Below are 15,218 nucleotides of genomic sequence, written 5' to 3'. Positions count from 1 at the left end.
GGACATGTGCCGCCTGCCCCTCCCCGCTTCCAGCAGAGGAACAATCCATGGAAGAGAACGCATTCACCTTGCCCGAACCCGACGAACCGAAGAACCCGGGATCTGATGGCACGTCTCCGGACCTCGCCTCCCCCGCTTCTGTCCCGACCTCCCAGTCCGGCGACCTCCACATCCAGCAGGCCAGTGTGGCCGCCGGGCACATCGGTGAGCTCAAACTGCTGCAGGAAACGCGCAAACGGGACGTGCTTGAGGGTACGGAGCGTGATCGGCAGCAGATCCTCGAGCAGCCCTTCATCCTCTCGGAACGCTGGAAGGAAGCCTGGGACCAGGTCATCAATGGGGAGACGAGCCTTCTGCGACCGCGTGTCCTGCTGGTCGTGGCACCGCGCTCGTTCGGCTCCACCACCTTCGCGCTCCAACTGCTGGCGCGTCACACCGAAGCGGACAGCACGCTGGTGAAACTGGACGCCGACTGGAACGCGCCCAGCCGGGGCCGACTTCCGGTGGATCACCGACACGCCTACCAGGTGGATCTCAAGGATGCGCGTACGGACCGACTCTCGATCGACTTCCTCGACTCGCTCCCTCGGCATGCCGAGGCGCTCGCTTCGGCGCGTTCCTTCCTGGTGATGACCGTGGCGAAGGAGCTCTGGCCCGATCACTACCTCAGCCCTCGCGGCGACGTCAGGGTCGTGCACATCGACGAGCCGCCTGACTCGGAGCTCATGGTCGAGGAGCACCTGAATTACCGCGGACATCCCCAGCTGGTGCCCCATGTCCAGTCCCTCGACCAGGCGGTCGTCTCTCTGCGCGGTCTCAACGCGGTCGAGGCAGTGCGTGCCACGGTCACCGCCATGACGGTGTGGGAGGAGCACCACGGTCGGCAGCCTGAACTGCCATCTACCGCGGCGCGTATGGCCGGGCAAGAGAGACCCTCCAGTTTCGCTGAGCGTCTGACGGCCGCGCTGTCGGACTGGAGGCAGAAGCTGGATGGCCTCTTCGGAGAGGCGACCGCCACGTACGACGGGCGAAACTCATCACTAACCCTGGAGGACCGCTGTCTGCTGCTGGCTCTGGCCGTCCGACAGTCCGCGCCCATGACGGAGGTGGCGGCCACGGCGGGCAGCCTGCGGAGCCTTCTCGTCGTGCCGGACGGCGACAAACCCGCCGCCGAACCGCTGGTCCAGTCCATCTTCGCCGGGCGAGGCCTGCGTCGCCGTATCCATGACGTGGGCGCGCGAGTGGACACACACGACTCGGTAGTCTTCGACCAGCCTGCCTACGGGCGGGCTGTGCTGACCTATGTGTGGGACAACTACGAGGTGATGCGCGGACCCTTGCTCGTCTGGCTCACCCAGCCCGGTGACGGCTCTGTGTCGGCCCAGCCGATGGTCGACGCCCTGGCCGGTCTCGTTCTGCGGCACGGTACCGCTGACCATCTGGACACGCTGGGAAGCATCGCCTGTGCCGAAAACCCCGAGTTGCTCGGCGCCGTGATGTTGCGCGCCGTGAGGGACGAACATGTCGGTCGCGCCGCCTGGGCCACGCTGTACAGGTGGGCCGGACAGCAGGAGTACATCCGCACGGTGGTCGACACCTGTCGGAGCGTGCTCCTGAATGAGGCCTCGGGCCCGTCCGCAGCGAAGATGGCCTTGGTTCGGCTGCGCCGGGTCGCCCGGAAGAGTGACGATCCCGCAACTCGGCTCCGTGTCCTCTCGGTCATGAAGGAGCTGGTCTCGCGGCCGGCTCGCACCGCGATGCTCGTTGCTGAAGTCACCGCTTGGCAGGCATCCAAGGTCTCGGTCAGGTCCGGCAGCCTTGCCTTCCTCGCCTTGATGGAGAAGAAGCACCCGAAGGTGCCGTGGCTCATGTCCGACGAAGCGGCCGGTATCGACGTCGACCGCGCGTTGCGGGACCTCCTCGCCGACGCCGCCACTGCGCAGGAGGTCATCCCGGAGCTGACGAAGTGGATCGGCTCGTACGCCACCGACACCGTCGGGTATGAGCGGTTGCGCGACCGGATCGTCCACATCCTGCGAGGCAACGGCATGTTCCAGGCGTACTGGGCATTCATGCGGGCCCTGGCCGACGCACCCGTGACCGTCGAGGGGGTCGACGTGGCGGAGGACTTTCACAGGCACCTCGTCGATCCGCGGCTCCGCTCGGTGTTCACGCTCGAGACGGCGCCCTCGTGAGATGGCCCTGGCAGCGCGCGGAGCGCATCAGCGCCTGTCCCCACCAGCGCCTCCTGCCGAGTGCCACAGCCGGAGTCCCCTTCGGTGCTGTCTTCGTCATCGTCTGGCGGCCGGCGTGGCGTACGGGCTCCAACCTAGAGGACCTGGTGCGCTTCCGGGTTCACGCGGTGGCGGCCGAAGCCGCAGGACGATGCGAGGCGGCCGACCTGTATGCCGCGCAAGACGCTGTCAACGCTGCTCTGCGTGATCTGCGCGGGACCGCTGGTGGGGCCTACCGGATCCTGCGCGCGCGTGTCACGCTGCGGTTGTCCCAAGAAAGCCGTCAGACCGTCGCCCAGAGCCGGGCCGACGAGGAGCGGGTCCGTCGCCTGCGGTTCCTCAAGGCCCAGCTGTACGACCATCCCGACCTGGTGGTGCTGGACCGGCTGGAGCAGCGGCCCGGCACGCTGGCGGACGAGCACGTTGCCGAACTGCAGCGCCTTTCGCGGTCAATCAGGGCCTGTGGGAGCTGGTGGCAGCCGTTGATCGAACAATGGGAGGAGGTCGGCCGCGGCTTCAGTGACACCGATCGGCAGCAGCGGGCGATGCTCGCCCTGCTCGATTCCTTGCAGGCGTTCACCGGCGGGTCGGCGTCGCTCCCTGCCGAGTCCGGTCCGCCGAGCCCTGCTGTTGTGCCAGGGGAGTCTGAGCGAGGGGCCTCCCGTTGAGAACTCTGCTCTGGCGGGCGCTGCTGGCGCCGTTCACTAGCGTGCGGGCCTTCTGCCTTTGGCAGCGGGGCAAGGGGGCACTCTCTTATGACACCGCGTGGCGCAAGGCTCGCATGATCACATCTCCCGACGAGATGGTGTACCGCCTGCACGGCCATCACCGGCCCCCGCAGTGCGCGGCACGTGAGGGCGGTCCGTGACCACAGGTACGCCGTGTCTCCCATGACGATCACGGCAGATATGCGTGGGCCTGCCGTGGTCGACGTGGACCAATAGCTGCCGCCTTGTCGGCGCCGAGGGGGCGTGGCGCCTGCACCAGTTTGCGTGCGGTCCCTCGGCCGACCTTCTGTGACGTGGTGGTTGTCCGATGGAAGAGCGACAGGCACGCTTCACTGATGCCAAGCGATTGACCTCGCCCGTTGCTCCTGGTCGATGGAAGCTGACGAGCCGCCAGCAGCAAAACACACATGGGGTGACCGGACCGGGCAGGCCGGCGGTTGCCAGCGCAGCGAATCTGGGGACCAATTGGGGACCACACGACGTGCGCGAAGGCGCACGATAGACCCTGCAGTACACAACTTGCACCCAAATTAAGCCGGTTATATCCGGAAAATGCCTCCGACCCTCACTCCTGGGGGTCAAGGGGTCGCAGGTTCAAATCCTGTCGTCCCGACTCGAAAGAGTCGCAGGTCAGAGGCCGTTTTGGAGCAATCCGAAACGGCCTCTTGCTCGTTTTTGGGGACCGGTCGGGGCCCAGCCCGCTTGCACACTCGATGGCGCGGCTGAGGTGGGACATCACGGCGCCCTCATTTTCATCTGCCGTACATGGAACGGCGGTTCCGCTTGACCTACTCTCGTCGCCATGGCAGCAGGAATCCTTACTGCGCGCCGCCACGTCGACCAAGGGCGTACGGCGAGCGCCCTGTGTACGGTCGCCCCGGCGCGCTGAACGCGCCCCTCTCCCCCCACGGGATCCCCACCTGGTGCCCCCGCCTGACTCCCGTCTCTTCCCCTTCACACCGCAGTAGGCGGCGCTAAGCCGCTCGCCTGCCGTGCACTCATGCGCGGACGCCTCCAGGAGGAATGGACATCATGAGCGAGAACAGCGCGAACAGCGAGAACAGACGACCCCCGGTGAGCCGCCGCGGCTTTCTCGGCGGCGCCGCCGCCGTGGCAGCCGCCACCGCCGTACCCGTCCTCGCGCAGGTCGCCGGAGCCGGCCACGCCGCTGCCGCGGGCCGCCCGAACATCCTGCTGATCGTCACCGACGACCAGCCTAAGCACACCGAATGGGCCCTGCCCAAGACCGTCGCCTGGCTCGCCGACCAGGGCGTGAGGTTCACGAACGGCCACGTCACCACCCCGTTGTGCGCGCCCTCCCGGTCGAGCGTGTTCTCCGGCCGCCACGCCCACAACCACGGCGTGCGCAACAACAAGGCCGCGTACGCGCTCGACCAGAGCACCACCGTGCAGAAGTACCTCAAGCAGGCGGGCTACCGCACCGGCCTGTTCGGCAAGTACCTCAACTCCTGGACCCTGACCGAAAATCCGCCGCACTTCGAGGAGTTCGCCCTCCTCCAGCCCGGATACGTCGACGCCCAGTGGAACGTCAACGGCACCGTCCAGACGATCAACGGCTACACCACCACCATCATCAAGAACCGCACGCTGAACTTCCTCGACAAGGCCGCGACCGACACCCGGCCCTGGTTCGCGTACGTCACCCCGTACGCCTCCCACGGCCCGCGGACCCCCGAGGCGAAGTACGCGGACACCCCCGTCCCGGACTGGAGCGGCCGGCCCTCGGTCCCCGAGAACGACCGCAGCGACAAGCCGGCCTACATCAAGAACGCCACCGGCACCCTCGCCGACGGCCGGACCATCCGCGCCGAGCAGCTGCGCACTCTGCTCTCCGTCGATGACGCGGTGCAGGCCTTCAAGGACAAGCTCCAGGCCCTGGGCCAGCTGGACAACACCCTCGTCATCTACATCGGCGACAACGGCTTCAGCTGGGGCGACCATGGCTGGACCGCCAAGTCGGTGCCCTATCGCCCGGCTCACGAGGTGCCGTTCTACCTCTCCTGGCCGGCCGGCGGGCGAGGCGCGGGGACCGTGGACCACCGCATCGTCGCGAACATCGACATCGCGCCGACCATCCTCGACGCGGCGGGCATCACCCCGGCCGCACCCCAGGACGGCCGGTCCCTGCTCTCCTCCTACAGCCGCGACCACCTGCTGGTGGAGTGGTGGAAGCAGGGCACCACCACCGGCGGGGTGCCGACCTGGTCCTCGTACGTCGCCAAGGACAAGCAGTACACGGAGTACTACGACCTGACGACCGACGGGAACGGCACCGTGTCCGGCACCGGCCAGGTGAAGTTCCGCGAGTACTACGACCTGGTGAACGACCCGTACCAGCTGACCAACAAGCTCTACCAGGCCACTCCGGCCGACGAGCAGGCTCTCGGCATCCCCGACCTGGCCGCCCGGCTCGCCGCCGACCGCGTGGCCTGACCCACACCACAGAACCGCCGGCCGGGCGTCCTCGCCGCGAGGTTCGGGCGCCCGGCCGCTCACCGTCCCGACGGAGCCGCCATGTCCGATTGCTGCACCCCCGGCCACGCCCATGCCCCGACGCTCACCCTCGCGCCGCCGCCCCCGGCGCCCCCGGCCTCCCGGGTGGCCCGGCAGCTGCTCACCCTGCCCGGTGGCAGCTTCCTCATGGGCACCGACGACCCGGAGGGCTTCCCGGCGGACGCCGAGGGGCCGATCCGCGAGGTGGCCGTGGAGCCCTTCCGGATCGCGGCCACGGCCGTGACCAATGCCCAGTTCGCCACGTTCGTCAAGGCCACCGGCTACACCACCGATGCCGAACGCTTCGGCTTCTCCTTCACCTTCGGGGCCTTCCTCGCCGACGAGGTCGCCGCGGTCTCCGCGCCCGTGGCGGCCGTCCCGTGGTGGCGGGCGGTGGAGGGGGCCGGCTGGCGCCACCCCGAGGGGCCCGGTTCGGATGTCACCGACCGGCAGAGCCACCCCGTCGTCCATGTGTCCTGGAACGACGCCCAGGCGTACTGCGCCTGGTCCGGCACCCGCCTGCCCACCGAGGCCGAGTGGGAGTACGCGGCCCGCGGCGGCCTGGAGCAGCGCCGCTACCCATGGGGCGACGAGCTCACGCCCGACGGCCGTCACATGTGCAACATCTGGCAGGGCGAGTTCCCCGTACTCAACACCGGTGCCGACGGCTACGTCTCCACCGCCCCCGTGAAATCCTTCCGGCCCAACGGCTTCGGCCTCTACAACACGGTCGGCAACGTCTGGGAGTGGTGCGCGGACTGGTTCACCCCCGCCGAGGAGACGTCCCGCGCCATGCGCGGAGGCTCGTACCTCTGCCACGACTCCTACTGCAACCGCTACCGCGTCGCCGCGCGGAGCTCGAACACGCCCGACAGCTCGACCGGCAACATCGGGTTCCGCGTGGCCGCCGACCTCGCGTAAGCCGGTCCGTCGTCCGCGTACCCGCCGTCAACCGCCGAAGAGGCCGTTTCGGAGTGATCCGAAACGGCCTCTGGCATTGCGCGCGCCGGAGGTCAGGACACGGTGACCCGGGCCAGGGCTCAGGAGGTGTGGTCGAAGGACGTGCGGTTGTTGGCGTCCTCGACCACCAGCCGCAGGACGCGGACGCCCCGTACGTCGACGTCGACCGCGACCGGGCCGGTGGCCGCCGTGAGGGTGGGGGTGCTGAGGATCAGGCGGTCGTCGCCGTAGACCTTGGCACGGGTGGCGCCCAGGGTGCTCTGCTTGGCGGAGAAGTCGTCGATGCCGACCAGGGAAGTGAACCGTACGGCGCCGCCGCCGAGGTGGTAGGCGATGTCGCTGGGCGCGTGGACGCAGGGGTCGGGACGGTGGCCGTCGCCGGGTAGCGGACCGGGCCGGCCGGGGTGACGGCGGTGCCCTCCGCGGTGAGCTCCCACGTGGTCGCGGGGGTGGCGTCCACGGGCGGTGTGACCTGCCAGGAGGCGGTGAGCCGGGCGCCGACGGCGAGCCCCTCCGCCGTGGTCGGGGAGGCGGAGGTCACGGTCCATCCGGCGGGGGCGCGCAGGCCGAGCGCGGCGGTGGTCCAGGGCCGTGCGGATCCGTTGTCCAGGGTGGCGGTCACGGTGAACGCCTGGCCGGGGACGGCCAGGCGGGGCAGCGTCAGGCGGGTCCCGAACGGCGTGCGCGGATAGGTGTCCTTCCAGGAGGAGCGCATCAGCGCCACCAGTTCCGTGGCCGTGGCCGGGTACTTGTCGATGACGTCGTGGGCCTCGCCGAGATCGGATGCCAGGTCGTACAACTCCACCTGCCACTTGTCGTCGGGCAGATTGTGGTCGCGTTCGGGGGCGAAGCGCACGGCCTTCCAGTTCTCCCGGCGGACCGCCTCGGCGAGCCAGCTGCCGCGCTTGTTGTCCTGGGTGTTGGCCCGGCTGGTGACCCCCAGCTCGTCGCGGAACCAGTACAGGTGTCCGTGGCGCGCCGAGTCGGGGCTGCCGGCGAGCAGGGGAGCGGCGGAGAGCCCGTCCACGTCGGTGGGGGCGGGAGCGCCGCCGAGCTCGGCGAGGGTGGGGAGGACGTCGGTCAGCGGGGTGGGGCGGTTGCTGGTGCCCTGCTGGACCCGGCCGGGGCCCCAGGCGATGAGGGGCACGCGGACGCCGCCTTCGTAGAGGTTGCGCTTGTAGCCGCGCAGCGGGCCGTTGGCGTCGAACAGGTCGGGGTTGACCCCGCCCTCCTCGTGCGGGCCGTTGTCGCTGGTGACGAGGACGACGGTGTCCTGCTCCAGGCCGAGGGCGCGGAGCCGGTCGACCACCTTGCCGACCAGTGAGTCGAAGTAACTGACCTGGGCCGCGTGGCCCTTGTTCGCGGCCGTCCAGCTCTGGCCCGCATAGGCGCCGGTGTCGGGGATGTCGCTGGGGGCGTGCGGGACGTTCGGGGTGAGCAGGAGGAGGAAGGGCTCGGCGGCGTGGGCGTCGATGAACTCCAGGGCGTGCTGTTCGAGGAGGTCGGGGGCGTACACGGCCTTGGCGCCGCCGGCGTTGGCGGGGATGGGCTCCTTGACCGCGTTGTGCCAGAGGTACTCGGGGTAGTACTGGTGGGCGTGGCTGTGGTCGATGTAGCCGTAGAACTCCTCGAAGCCGCGGGCGGCCGGATGGCTGTCCTGGCCGGCGGCCTCCGGTCCGAAGCCCCACTTGCCGATCACGGCGGTCCGGTAGCCGCGCGCCCGGAGCACCTGGGCGAAGGTGGTGTCGGTGGCGGTGAGCGAGCCCTGGCCGCCCGAGGAGGGGTTGGCGCGGACCGTGGAGTGGCCGGTGTGGAGTCCGGTCAGCAAGGAGCAGCGGGAGGGTGTGCAGACCGCGGCGGTGGAGTAGGCATCGGTGAAGCGGAGCCCCTCGGCGGCGAGCCGGTCCAGGCGGGGAGTGGTGATCAGCTTCTGGCCGTAGGCGCCGAGTTCGCCGTAGCCGAGGTCGTCGGCGAGGACGACGACGATGTTCGGCAGCCGGGAGCCGGAGCCGTCCGCCGTGTCCGGGGCCGTCACCTCGGACACCGCCTGTGCCGACCCGGCGGCGGTGGCGGTGACGGTGGGCAGACCGAGCGTCGCGGTCGAAGCGGCCAGGAAGGTACGGCGGCGGGGCATGGGGCCTGCTCCTCGGGTGCGGGTAGGACCGGGCTGGGTCGGGCTCGGCGTCTGTTGATCGTGCGCGGGGGAGCCGCCCCAGGACCATGCACAGAGCATGAAGAGCGTGTGACAGCGTCCGACATCGGCGAGTCCGAGGAGCGGGCCCGGCGCCCTGGCGTGATCACGCCATCGCGTCTTCACGCAGTCCCGTCTGCTTGGCCGACGGGAATACGTGGGCGAGGATCTCTTCCGAGACGCGGCCCCGGCGGCAACGGGAGCCGCGTCCGAACGGCAAGGACCGGGCGTTGGCCTGGAGGCGCGAGGTACGGCGAGCGGTACCCCTTCCCCCACGCGCTCGTCGTGCCCGCGGCGCTCGCCCGGTCCTGCCGTTCAGAAGCCCGGCCGCCGTGGAAGCGGAGGCGCAATGAGGAGCGGTTCCGGAGTGTGTTCCTCTCGTGGCGCCCTCCGCCGCCCACGGCGTGGCCTGAGGGCCTGAGTCAGTCGGCGGCCGCGACACCGGCGCCCGGCCGCGGGGCCGGAGCCTGGCGCTGCTGCAGCCGCTGGCCGTACCTGGTCCTGCCTTGCGGCTTGTACACCGAGAGGGCGGTCGCGCCCAGGAGCACGATCAGTGCCGCGCCGGACTGGACGACGAGCTGGGTCCGCAGGCCCAGGAGGTCGTCGCCGGTCCAGGCGGGGGAGGCCGCGGCGTCGGTGAGGTGGCCGATCGCCGGCATGTGGAGGAGGAGGGCTCCGGTGGCCAGCGCGGTGATCGTCAGCTTCACGGTGACCCAGTAGTGGCGCAGGAGACCCCAGGTCGTGCCGAGGGCGGACACGATGCCGGACGCGAGCGCGGCGAAACAGAACGGCACGATCACGTACCAGCCGGTCACGCCCATCGTGACGTAGACCGACCGCGCCGTCAGGACATCGCGCGCGACAAGCCCGGTGATCGCCAGGGCGAGGAAGACCGCCACCGCGCCGAACCATCCGACGGACGCCGTCACGTGCGCGGTGAGGGCGAGCCTGCGCACGCGCGGGGACATGGCCATCAGCCGTGGCCCCGCATACCGCCCCCGGCCAGGTGCAGGGCTATGAAGGCCACGAGGAGGAGGGCGGCGCCGATCATGAGGGCGGTCACCCAGCGGGGCCGGGGGGTGTGCCGCGGAGCGGACCGGCGCGGTTCGTCGGGCATGGGAGGACTCCGCTTCGTACGGGACGGCGCTCTGCTGTCAGGCGTGCCCAGCTTTTGCGAGACAGACTGTCTCTGTCAAGTCACCGTGTCACTGTCTCGGCGTCCCGTACATTGTGGGCATGCCGAAGCTGTGGAACGAGACGATCGAGGCGCACCGCAGTGCCGTCCGCGACGCGGTGCTCGACGCCGCTGCCTCGCTGGTCACGGAGCACGGTCTGCTGTCCGTGACGATGTCGCGGATCGCCCAGGAGACCGGCATCGGGCGGGCCACGCTGTACAAGTACTTCCCTGACGTCGAGTCGGTCCTGACCGCCTGGCACGAGCGCAGGGTGGCCGCCCACCTGGAACAGCTCGAAGCCGTACGGGACCGGAGCACCGATCCGGGTGAGCGGCTGCGGGCCGTCCTCGAGGCGTACGCCCTCATGTCCTACGAGCGCCATGAACACCACGGCACCGAGATCGCGGCGCTCCTGCACCAGGGCCCCGGCATCGCCCAGGCCCACCGACGGCTCCTCGGGCTCGTCGCCGGGCTGATCGACGAGGGCGCGGCGAGCGGCGGGCTGCGCACCGACGTGCCGGCCGGCGAGCTCGCCGTGTACTGCCTCCACTCCCTGGGCGCCGCGGCGGGCCTCCCGTCGAAGGCGGCGGTGCGCCGGCTCGTCGGCGTGACGGTGGCAGGGCTGCTGCCCGCGGCCCACAGTTGCCGGCCGGAGGCAATCGAGTGACACGGCAGCAGAGCGGCGGGTTGCCGAATGCTCCGGATCCTCCGCCGTCCAGACTCGGCAGGCAGTACGTCGAGGGCCCGCAGACCCTGCCGTAAGGAGGAGCAGCCGTGACGCATGCCCCGGGCGGCCGTCATGAGGACCACCCGCCAGGCGCGGCCAAGGAGCGCAGCACCGCCGTACTGGACGTACGGGGACTGAACTGGGCCTCGCAGCAGTCCACCGTCGAGGCGGTACTGGGGCGGCGGCCCGGCGTCGTCGCGGTCGAGGCGAATCCCGTCGCCCAGTCCGCGACCGTGGTCTTCGACCCGCGGCTCACGTCACTGGCGGAGCTGCGCCGTTGGGTGACCGAGTGCGGCTATCACTGCGCCGGCCAGTCCGTGCCTGCGCACCTGTGCGACCCCATGACCGAACCCGACCCACCTGCCGCCACCACGGCGGTCACCCGACCGCCCGCCCCCGCCGAGTCCGGTCCCCCGCCGGTTCCCGGGCTGCACACGCACCCGCCGTCGGCCCCCGAAGCCGTCCGCTCACCCCATGAGGTCATGGGGCACGGCGGTCATGGGGGCATGTCGATGGCGTCGATGGTCGCGGACATGCGCAACCGCTTCCTGGTGGCGGCGTTCTTCTCGATCCCGATCGTGATCTGGTCACCGATCGGCGAGGACGTGTTCGGTCTGCACGCACCCGTGCCGTTCGGTCTGCGGCAGGACGTCTGGGCTCTTCTGCTGACCCTGCCCGTGATCTTCTACTCCTGCACGATCTTCTTCGACGGCGCCGTACGGGCGCTGCGCGCCCGCACCCTGGACATGATGGTCCTGGTGGCGGTCGCCATCGGCGCCGGCTGGCTGTACTCCCTGGTGATCACGCTCACCGGTGGCGGGGACGTCTTCTACGAGGCGGCGACCGTGCTGGCCTCCTTCGTCCTGCTCGGGCACTGGTTCGAGATGCGGGCCCGGGGCGGTGCCAACGATGCCATCCGTACGCTCCTCGACCTGGCCCCTCCCAAGGCGGTGGTCCTGCGCGACGGTGAGCCGGTCGAGGTGTCCACCGGCGAGGTCGCCGTCGGAGACCTGATGCTCGTCCGTCCCGGTACGAAGATCGCCGCGGACGGGGTGGTCGAGGACGGCGAGAGCGAGGTCGACGAGTCGACCGTCACCGGGGAGAGCCTGCCCGTCCACAAGGCACCCGGTTCTCCCGTGGTGGGTGCCACCCTCAACGCGAACGGCACCCTGCGCGTGCGCGCCACCAGAGTCGGCTCCGACACGGCGCTCGCCCAGATCGTCAAGCTCGTCCAAGAGGCACAGAACTCGAAGGCCCCCGGTCAGCGGCTGGCGGACCGGGCCGCGTTCTGGCTGGTCTTCGTCGCTCTCATCGGCGGAGCTCTCACCCTGGCCGTCTGGCTGCTCGCCACCGACCGGCCCTTCAGCAGCGCCATGCTCTTCGCGATCACCGTCGTCGTGATCACCTGCCCCGACGCCCTCGGCCTGGCCACCCCGACCGCGATCATGGTCGGCACGGGTCTGGGTGCCCGCCGGGGAGTGCTGTTCAAGAACGCCGTAGCCCTGGAGAACTCCGCGCGCATCCAGGTGGTGGTCATGGACAAGACCGGGACGCTCACCAAGGGCGAGCCCGAAGTCACCGACGTCATCACCGCACCGGGCCGGAGCGAGCCGGAGGTGCTGCGGCTGGTGGCCGCCGTAGAGAGCGAGTCCGAGCACCCGCTCGCAGAAGCGGTCGTCCGATACGCACGGGCACATGGTGTGGAGCCGGTCGCGGCCCGTCGCTTTCAGAACGTGCCCGGCCAGGGCGCGACCGCCGTCGTGGACGGCCATGGTGTGGCGGTCGGCAACCTCCGCCTCGCGCTGCGCGAAGGCGTGGAACTCGGCGAACTGTCCGCCCGTCGCGAGGAGCTGGCCGCGACCGGTCGCACAGTCGTCGTCGCCGCCGTGGACGGACAGGCGGCGGCGCTGATCGGCATCGCGGACGCTCCTCGGGAGACCTCCGCCACGGCGGTGGCACAACTGCGCGACCTCGGTGTGGAGGTCGTCATGCTCACCGGCGACAACGAGGCGACCGCCCGCAGGATCGCCGGGCAACTCGGCATCGAGACGGTCATCGCCGAGGTCCTGCCCGGTGACAAGGCGGCCAAGGTCGCCGAACTCCAGGCCGACGGCAGCAGAGTGGCGATGGTCGGCGACGGCGTCAACGACGCGCCCGCCCTCGCCCAGGCCGACCTCGGCATCGCCATCGGGGCCGGCACCGACGTCGCCATCGAGACCGCCGACCTCGTCCTGATGCGCTCCGACCCCCTCGACGTACCCACCGCCCTGCGCATCGGCCGGGGCACCCTGCGCAAGATGCGGCAGAACCTCGGCTGGGCCATCGGCTACAACGCCGTCGCCCTGCCCATCGCCGCCGGCGTCTTCGAACCCGCCACCGGTCTGGTACTTCGCCCCGAGATCGCCGCCCTGTCCATGTCCGGCTCCAGCATCATCGTCGCCGTCAACGCCCTTTCCCTCAAACGCCTCCGGCTCCCCGGCACCGCCCCGGGGCGGCGGTGAAAGCCGGGGCCCGACGCCCTTCAGGGCGGGGCCTCGCCCTGACCGAGCTCGAACGGCGGCTCCGGGACGAGCTGCCGGGCCGGCCGTAACCGTAGCGCCGGGGGAGCGACCGGTCGACGCCGGTGGGAGCCCGGTGCGATGGGCCGAACGGGCGACGTTGGGCGTCCTCTCGTGCGGCAGCTGTCACAGTGGGGCGCGTGCTCACTCCGCGCGTTCGTGCGGTGGCCTTCTCGGCCGCCGCCCTCATCGGCATGGCCGCCGTTCTCGGCTGGGATCCGACCGGTCTCACCGAGGGGCCCGGTACAGGCGAGGCGGTGGTCCGCGTCGACCAGGCCGGCTACGTCGCGGGCCGGCCCAAGACGGCTGTGGTGATGGGGTCCCAGGACGCGCTCACCGACGCGGGCTTCGAGGTGCTCGACGGCCAGGACCGCTCCGTTCTGACCGGTCGGGTCGGCCCCCGCACGGGGAGCTGGAACCAGAACTTCCCTTCCGTGCACACGGTGGACCTGTCCGCGCTCACCGCACCCGGCACCTACCGGCTGACCCTCACCGGAAGCGCGGCCGGCACCTCGCCCCCCTTCCGGGTGGCCCCGGCCAGGGAGCTGATGACCCCCCTCGTCGAGCAGAACGTGAGGTTCTTCCAGGCGCAACGCGACGGCGCGGAGGTCGTCGCGGACGTCCTGCGCCGGAAACCGTCCCACCTGAGCGACCGTCGGGCCACCGTCTACGTCACGCCACGCTTCAGCGCCGACGGCAGCCGTCTGGAGGACCGCTGGCTGACCCCGGTCGGCGGCCCCGTCGACGTATCGGGAGGGTGGTTCGACGCCGGGGACTTCCTCAAGTTCACGCACACCGCTTCCTACGCGGTGGTCCAGCTGTTCCTGGCCGGGCGGGAGACGCCCGCCGCCTCGGGGCTCTCGGCGGAGGCGGAGCACGGGGTGCGCTGGCTGGACAGGATGTGGGACGGAAGGTCGGGCACGCTGTACGCACAGGTCGGGCTCGGCGCGGGCAACGACGTCATCGGCAACGACCATGACCTGTGGCGGCTGCCGGAGGAGGACGACAGGCTGAGCACCGCACCCGGTGACAAGAACGACGTCATCAGGCATCGTCCGGTCTTCCGCGCCAACGAGCCCGGTGCGCCGATCAGTCCCAACCTGGCGGGCCGGGTCGCCGCGGCCTTCGCGCTCGCCGCCCAGGCGGAGTCCGATCCCGTGTCCGCCCGGCGCCGGCTCGACCAGGCCGCCGCGGTCTACGCCCGGGCCGACACCGCGCCCCGGGGACGGCTGGTCACCGCCTATCCGGCCGCGTTCTACTCGGAGGAATCGTGGCAGGACGACCTGGAGCTCGCGGCGGCCGAACTCGCCCGGGCGGCCCGGACGCTGGGTGACGCCCGGGCCGGTGAATGGCAGCGCCATGCCGGGACCTGGGCCCGCGCCTACCTGGCCTCCGAGACGAAGGACACGCTGAGCGTCGGAGACGTCAGCGCGCTCGCCCACGCCGAGCTCCTGAGCTCGCCGGGCCAGGGCGGACAGCTGGCGGAAGCCCTCAGGGCCGATCTGCGGCGCCAGCTGACCGACGCCGCCGACCGGGCTCGCCAGGACCCGTTCGGGGCGGGCGCCGGCTACACGGACTTCGACGCCGTTCCCCGCACCTTCGGGCTGGTCACCACGGCCCTGCTCCACGCCCGGCTGACCGGCGAGCACCTGTACGACGCCTTCACCGCCAGGCAGCGCGGCTGGGCCCTGGGCATGAATCCGTGGGGCAGCAGCTTCGTGATCGGCGTCGGCGAGGTCTACCCGCACTGCCCGGAGCACCCGGTGGCCAATCTGGCCGGCAGCCTGGACGGCACCGGTGACATCCTGCGCGGTGCCGTCGTCAACGGACCCAACGGGGCGGACACGTTCAGGGAGGACGGCTTCATGACGGGCATGCGGCCGTGCGAGGCCGACCCCGGCCGGCCGTGGAGCGACTTCGACGGCCACGGGGCCCGCTACGTCGACCGCGTCGGCGCCTGGCAGACCGTCGAGCCCGCCATCGACTTCACCTCGACCGCGCTGCTCGCCTTCGCCCTGTCCGGCAGCGGACGCGGGCAGTGGTGAGGTGTGCTGCGGCGTCCGGGTGACGGCCAGGGAAGCGGTGCTCGGGACTGGTGTCCGGGAAACGGGCCGGTCGTTGGACGCCGTAT

General features: G+C 70.7%; 11 protein-coding genes. 7 read left to right on the top strand and 4 right to left on the bottom strand.

What is annotated here, in order from left to right; all coding sequences use genetic code 11:
* Nucleotides 1-47: 47 nt before the first annotated feature.
* The 4 genes from ACFVGS_RS19360 (at nucleotide 48) to ACFVGS_RS19345 (ending at nucleotide 6,397) form a co-directional block, all read left to right on the top strand.
* Entirely contained in the window at nucleotides 48-2,195 is a 2,148-nt protein-coding gene (locus ACFVGS_RS19360; RefSeq protein WP_385693131.1) for a hypothetical protein, read from the top strand.
* A gap of 167 nt (nucleotides 2,196-2,362) precedes the next feature.
* Nucleotides 2,363-2,902, top strand: a complete 540-nt coding sequence (locus ACFVGS_RS19355) for a hypothetical protein (RefSeq protein ID WP_385693130.1) — start codon at nucleotides 2,363-2,365, stop codon at nucleotides 2,900-2,902.
* Nucleotides 2,903-3,994: 1,092 nt separating this feature from the next.
* Nucleotides 3,995-5,416: a sulfatase gene (locus ACFVGS_RS19350; RefSeq protein ID WP_385693129.1), complete on the top strand. Its 1,422-nt coding sequence runs from the start codon at nucleotides 3,995-3,997 to the stop codon at nucleotides 5,414-5,416.
* 81 nt (nucleotides 5,417-5,497) lie between these two features.
* A complete protein-coding gene (locus tag ACFVGS_RS19345) occupies nucleotides 5,498-6,397 on the top strand; it encodes a formylglycine-generating enzyme family protein (RefSeq protein ID WP_385693128.1) in 900 nt (299 codons plus the stop codon).
* A 119-nt stretch (nucleotides 6,398-6,516) separates the two neighbouring features.
* Here ACFVGS_RS19345 and ACFVGS_RS19340 read toward each other — a convergent pair whose 3' ends face one another.
* The 4 genes from ACFVGS_RS19340 to ACFVGS_RS19325 all read right to left on the bottom strand — a co-directional run bounded on the left by ACFVGS_RS19340 (nucleotide 6,517) and on the right by ACFVGS_RS19325 (nucleotide 9,744).
* On the bottom strand, nucleotides 6,517-6,729 hold the full coding sequence (locus ACFVGS_RS19340; RefSeq protein ID WP_385693157.1) for an NPCBM/NEW2 domain-containing protein: 213 nt from the start codon (nucleotides 6,727-6,729) through the stop codon (nucleotides 6,517-6,519).
* Nucleotides 6,648-8,570 carry a sulfatase-like hydrolase/transferase gene (locus ACFVGS_RS19335; RefSeq protein ID WP_385693127.1) on the bottom strand — a complete coding sequence of 641 codons (1,923 nt, stop codon included), beginning with the start codon at nucleotides 8,568-8,570 and terminating at the stop codon, nucleotides 6,648-6,650. Before ACFVGS_RS19335 ends, ACFVGS_RS19340 begins: the two co-directional genes overlap by 82 nt.
* Before the next feature lie 479 nt (nucleotides 8,571-9,049).
* Nucleotides 9,050-9,601: a hypothetical protein gene (locus tag ACFVGS_RS19330; protein WP_385693126.1), complete on the bottom strand. Its 552-nt coding sequence runs from the start codon at nucleotides 9,599-9,601 to the stop codon at nucleotides 9,050-9,052.
* Nucleotides 9,601-9,744 (bottom strand): hypothetical protein, encoded by a 144-nt coding sequence (locus ACFVGS_RS19325; protein ID WP_385693125.1) that lies wholly within the window; start codon nucleotides 9,742-9,744, stop codon nucleotides 9,601-9,603. The genes ACFVGS_RS19330 and ACFVGS_RS19325 overlap by 1 nt, the downstream gene beginning before the upstream one ends.
* Nucleotides 9,745-9,863: 119 nt before the next feature.
* Here ACFVGS_RS19325 and ACFVGS_RS19320 point away from each other — a divergent pair, with 119 nt between their 5' ends.
* The 3 genes from ACFVGS_RS19320 to ACFVGS_RS19310 all read left to right on the top strand — a co-directional run bounded on the left by ACFVGS_RS19320 (nucleotide 9,864) and on the right by ACFVGS_RS19310 (nucleotide 15,132).
* Nucleotides 9,864-10,469, top strand: a complete 606-nt coding sequence (locus ACFVGS_RS19320) for a TetR/AcrR family transcriptional regulator (protein ID WP_385693124.1) — start codon at nucleotides 9,864-9,866, stop codon at nucleotides 10,467-10,469.
* A gap of 107 nt (nucleotides 10,470-10,576) precedes the next feature.
* A complete protein-coding gene (locus ACFVGS_RS19315; RefSeq protein WP_385693123.1) occupies nucleotides 10,577-13,030 on the top strand; it encodes a heavy metal translocating P-type ATPase in 2,454 nt (817 codons plus the stop codon).
* Between the two features lie 197 nt (nucleotides 13,031-13,227).
* Nucleotides 13,228-15,132, top strand: a complete 1,905-nt coding sequence (locus ACFVGS_RS19310; protein WP_385693122.1) for a glycoside hydrolase family 9 protein — start codon at nucleotides 13,228-13,230, stop codon at nucleotides 15,130-15,132.
* Nucleotides 15,133-15,218: the final 86 nt, after the last annotated feature.

This window comes from Streptomyces sp. NPDC127114, assembly GCF_042677525.1.
Taxonomy (GTDB): domain Bacteria; phylum Actinomycetota; class Actinomycetes; order Streptomycetales; family Streptomycetaceae; genus Streptomyces.
Note: the sequence above shows the minus strand (reverse complement) of the source record. Positions and strands in the feature narration are given on the sequence as shown.

What these genes read in the sequence shown, in the direction of transcription:
- ACFVGS_RS19360 (WP_385693131.1), top strand. Translation starts at nt 48, where the DNA reads ATGGAAGAGAACGCATTCACCTTGCCCGAACCCGACGAACCGAAGAAC.
- ACFVGS_RS19350 (WP_385693129.1), top strand. Translation starts at nt 3,995, where the DNA reads ATGAGCGAGAACAGCGCGAACAGCGAGAACAGACGACCCCCGGTGAGC.
- ACFVGS_RS19345 (WP_385693128.1), top strand. Translation starts at nt 5,498, where the DNA reads ATGTCCGATTGCTGCACCCCCGGCCACGCCCATGCCCCGACGCTCACC.
- ACFVGS_RS19335 (WP_385693127.1), bottom strand. Translation starts at nt 8,570, where the DNA reads ATGCCCCGCCGCCGTACCTTCCTGGCCGCTTCGACCGCGACGCTCGGT.
- ACFVGS_RS19330 (WP_385693126.1), bottom strand. Translation starts at nt 9,601, where the DNA reads ATGGCCATGTCCCCGCGCGTGCGCAGGCTCGCCCTCACCGCGCACGTG.
- ACFVGS_RS19325 (WP_385693125.1), bottom strand. Translation starts at nt 9,744, where the DNA reads ATGCCCGACGAACCGCGCCGGTCCGCTCCGCGGCACACCCCCCGGCCC.
- ACFVGS_RS19320 (WP_385693124.1), top strand. Translation starts at nt 9,864, where the DNA reads ATGCCGAAGCTGTGGAACGAGACGATCGAGGCGCACCGCAGTGCCGTC.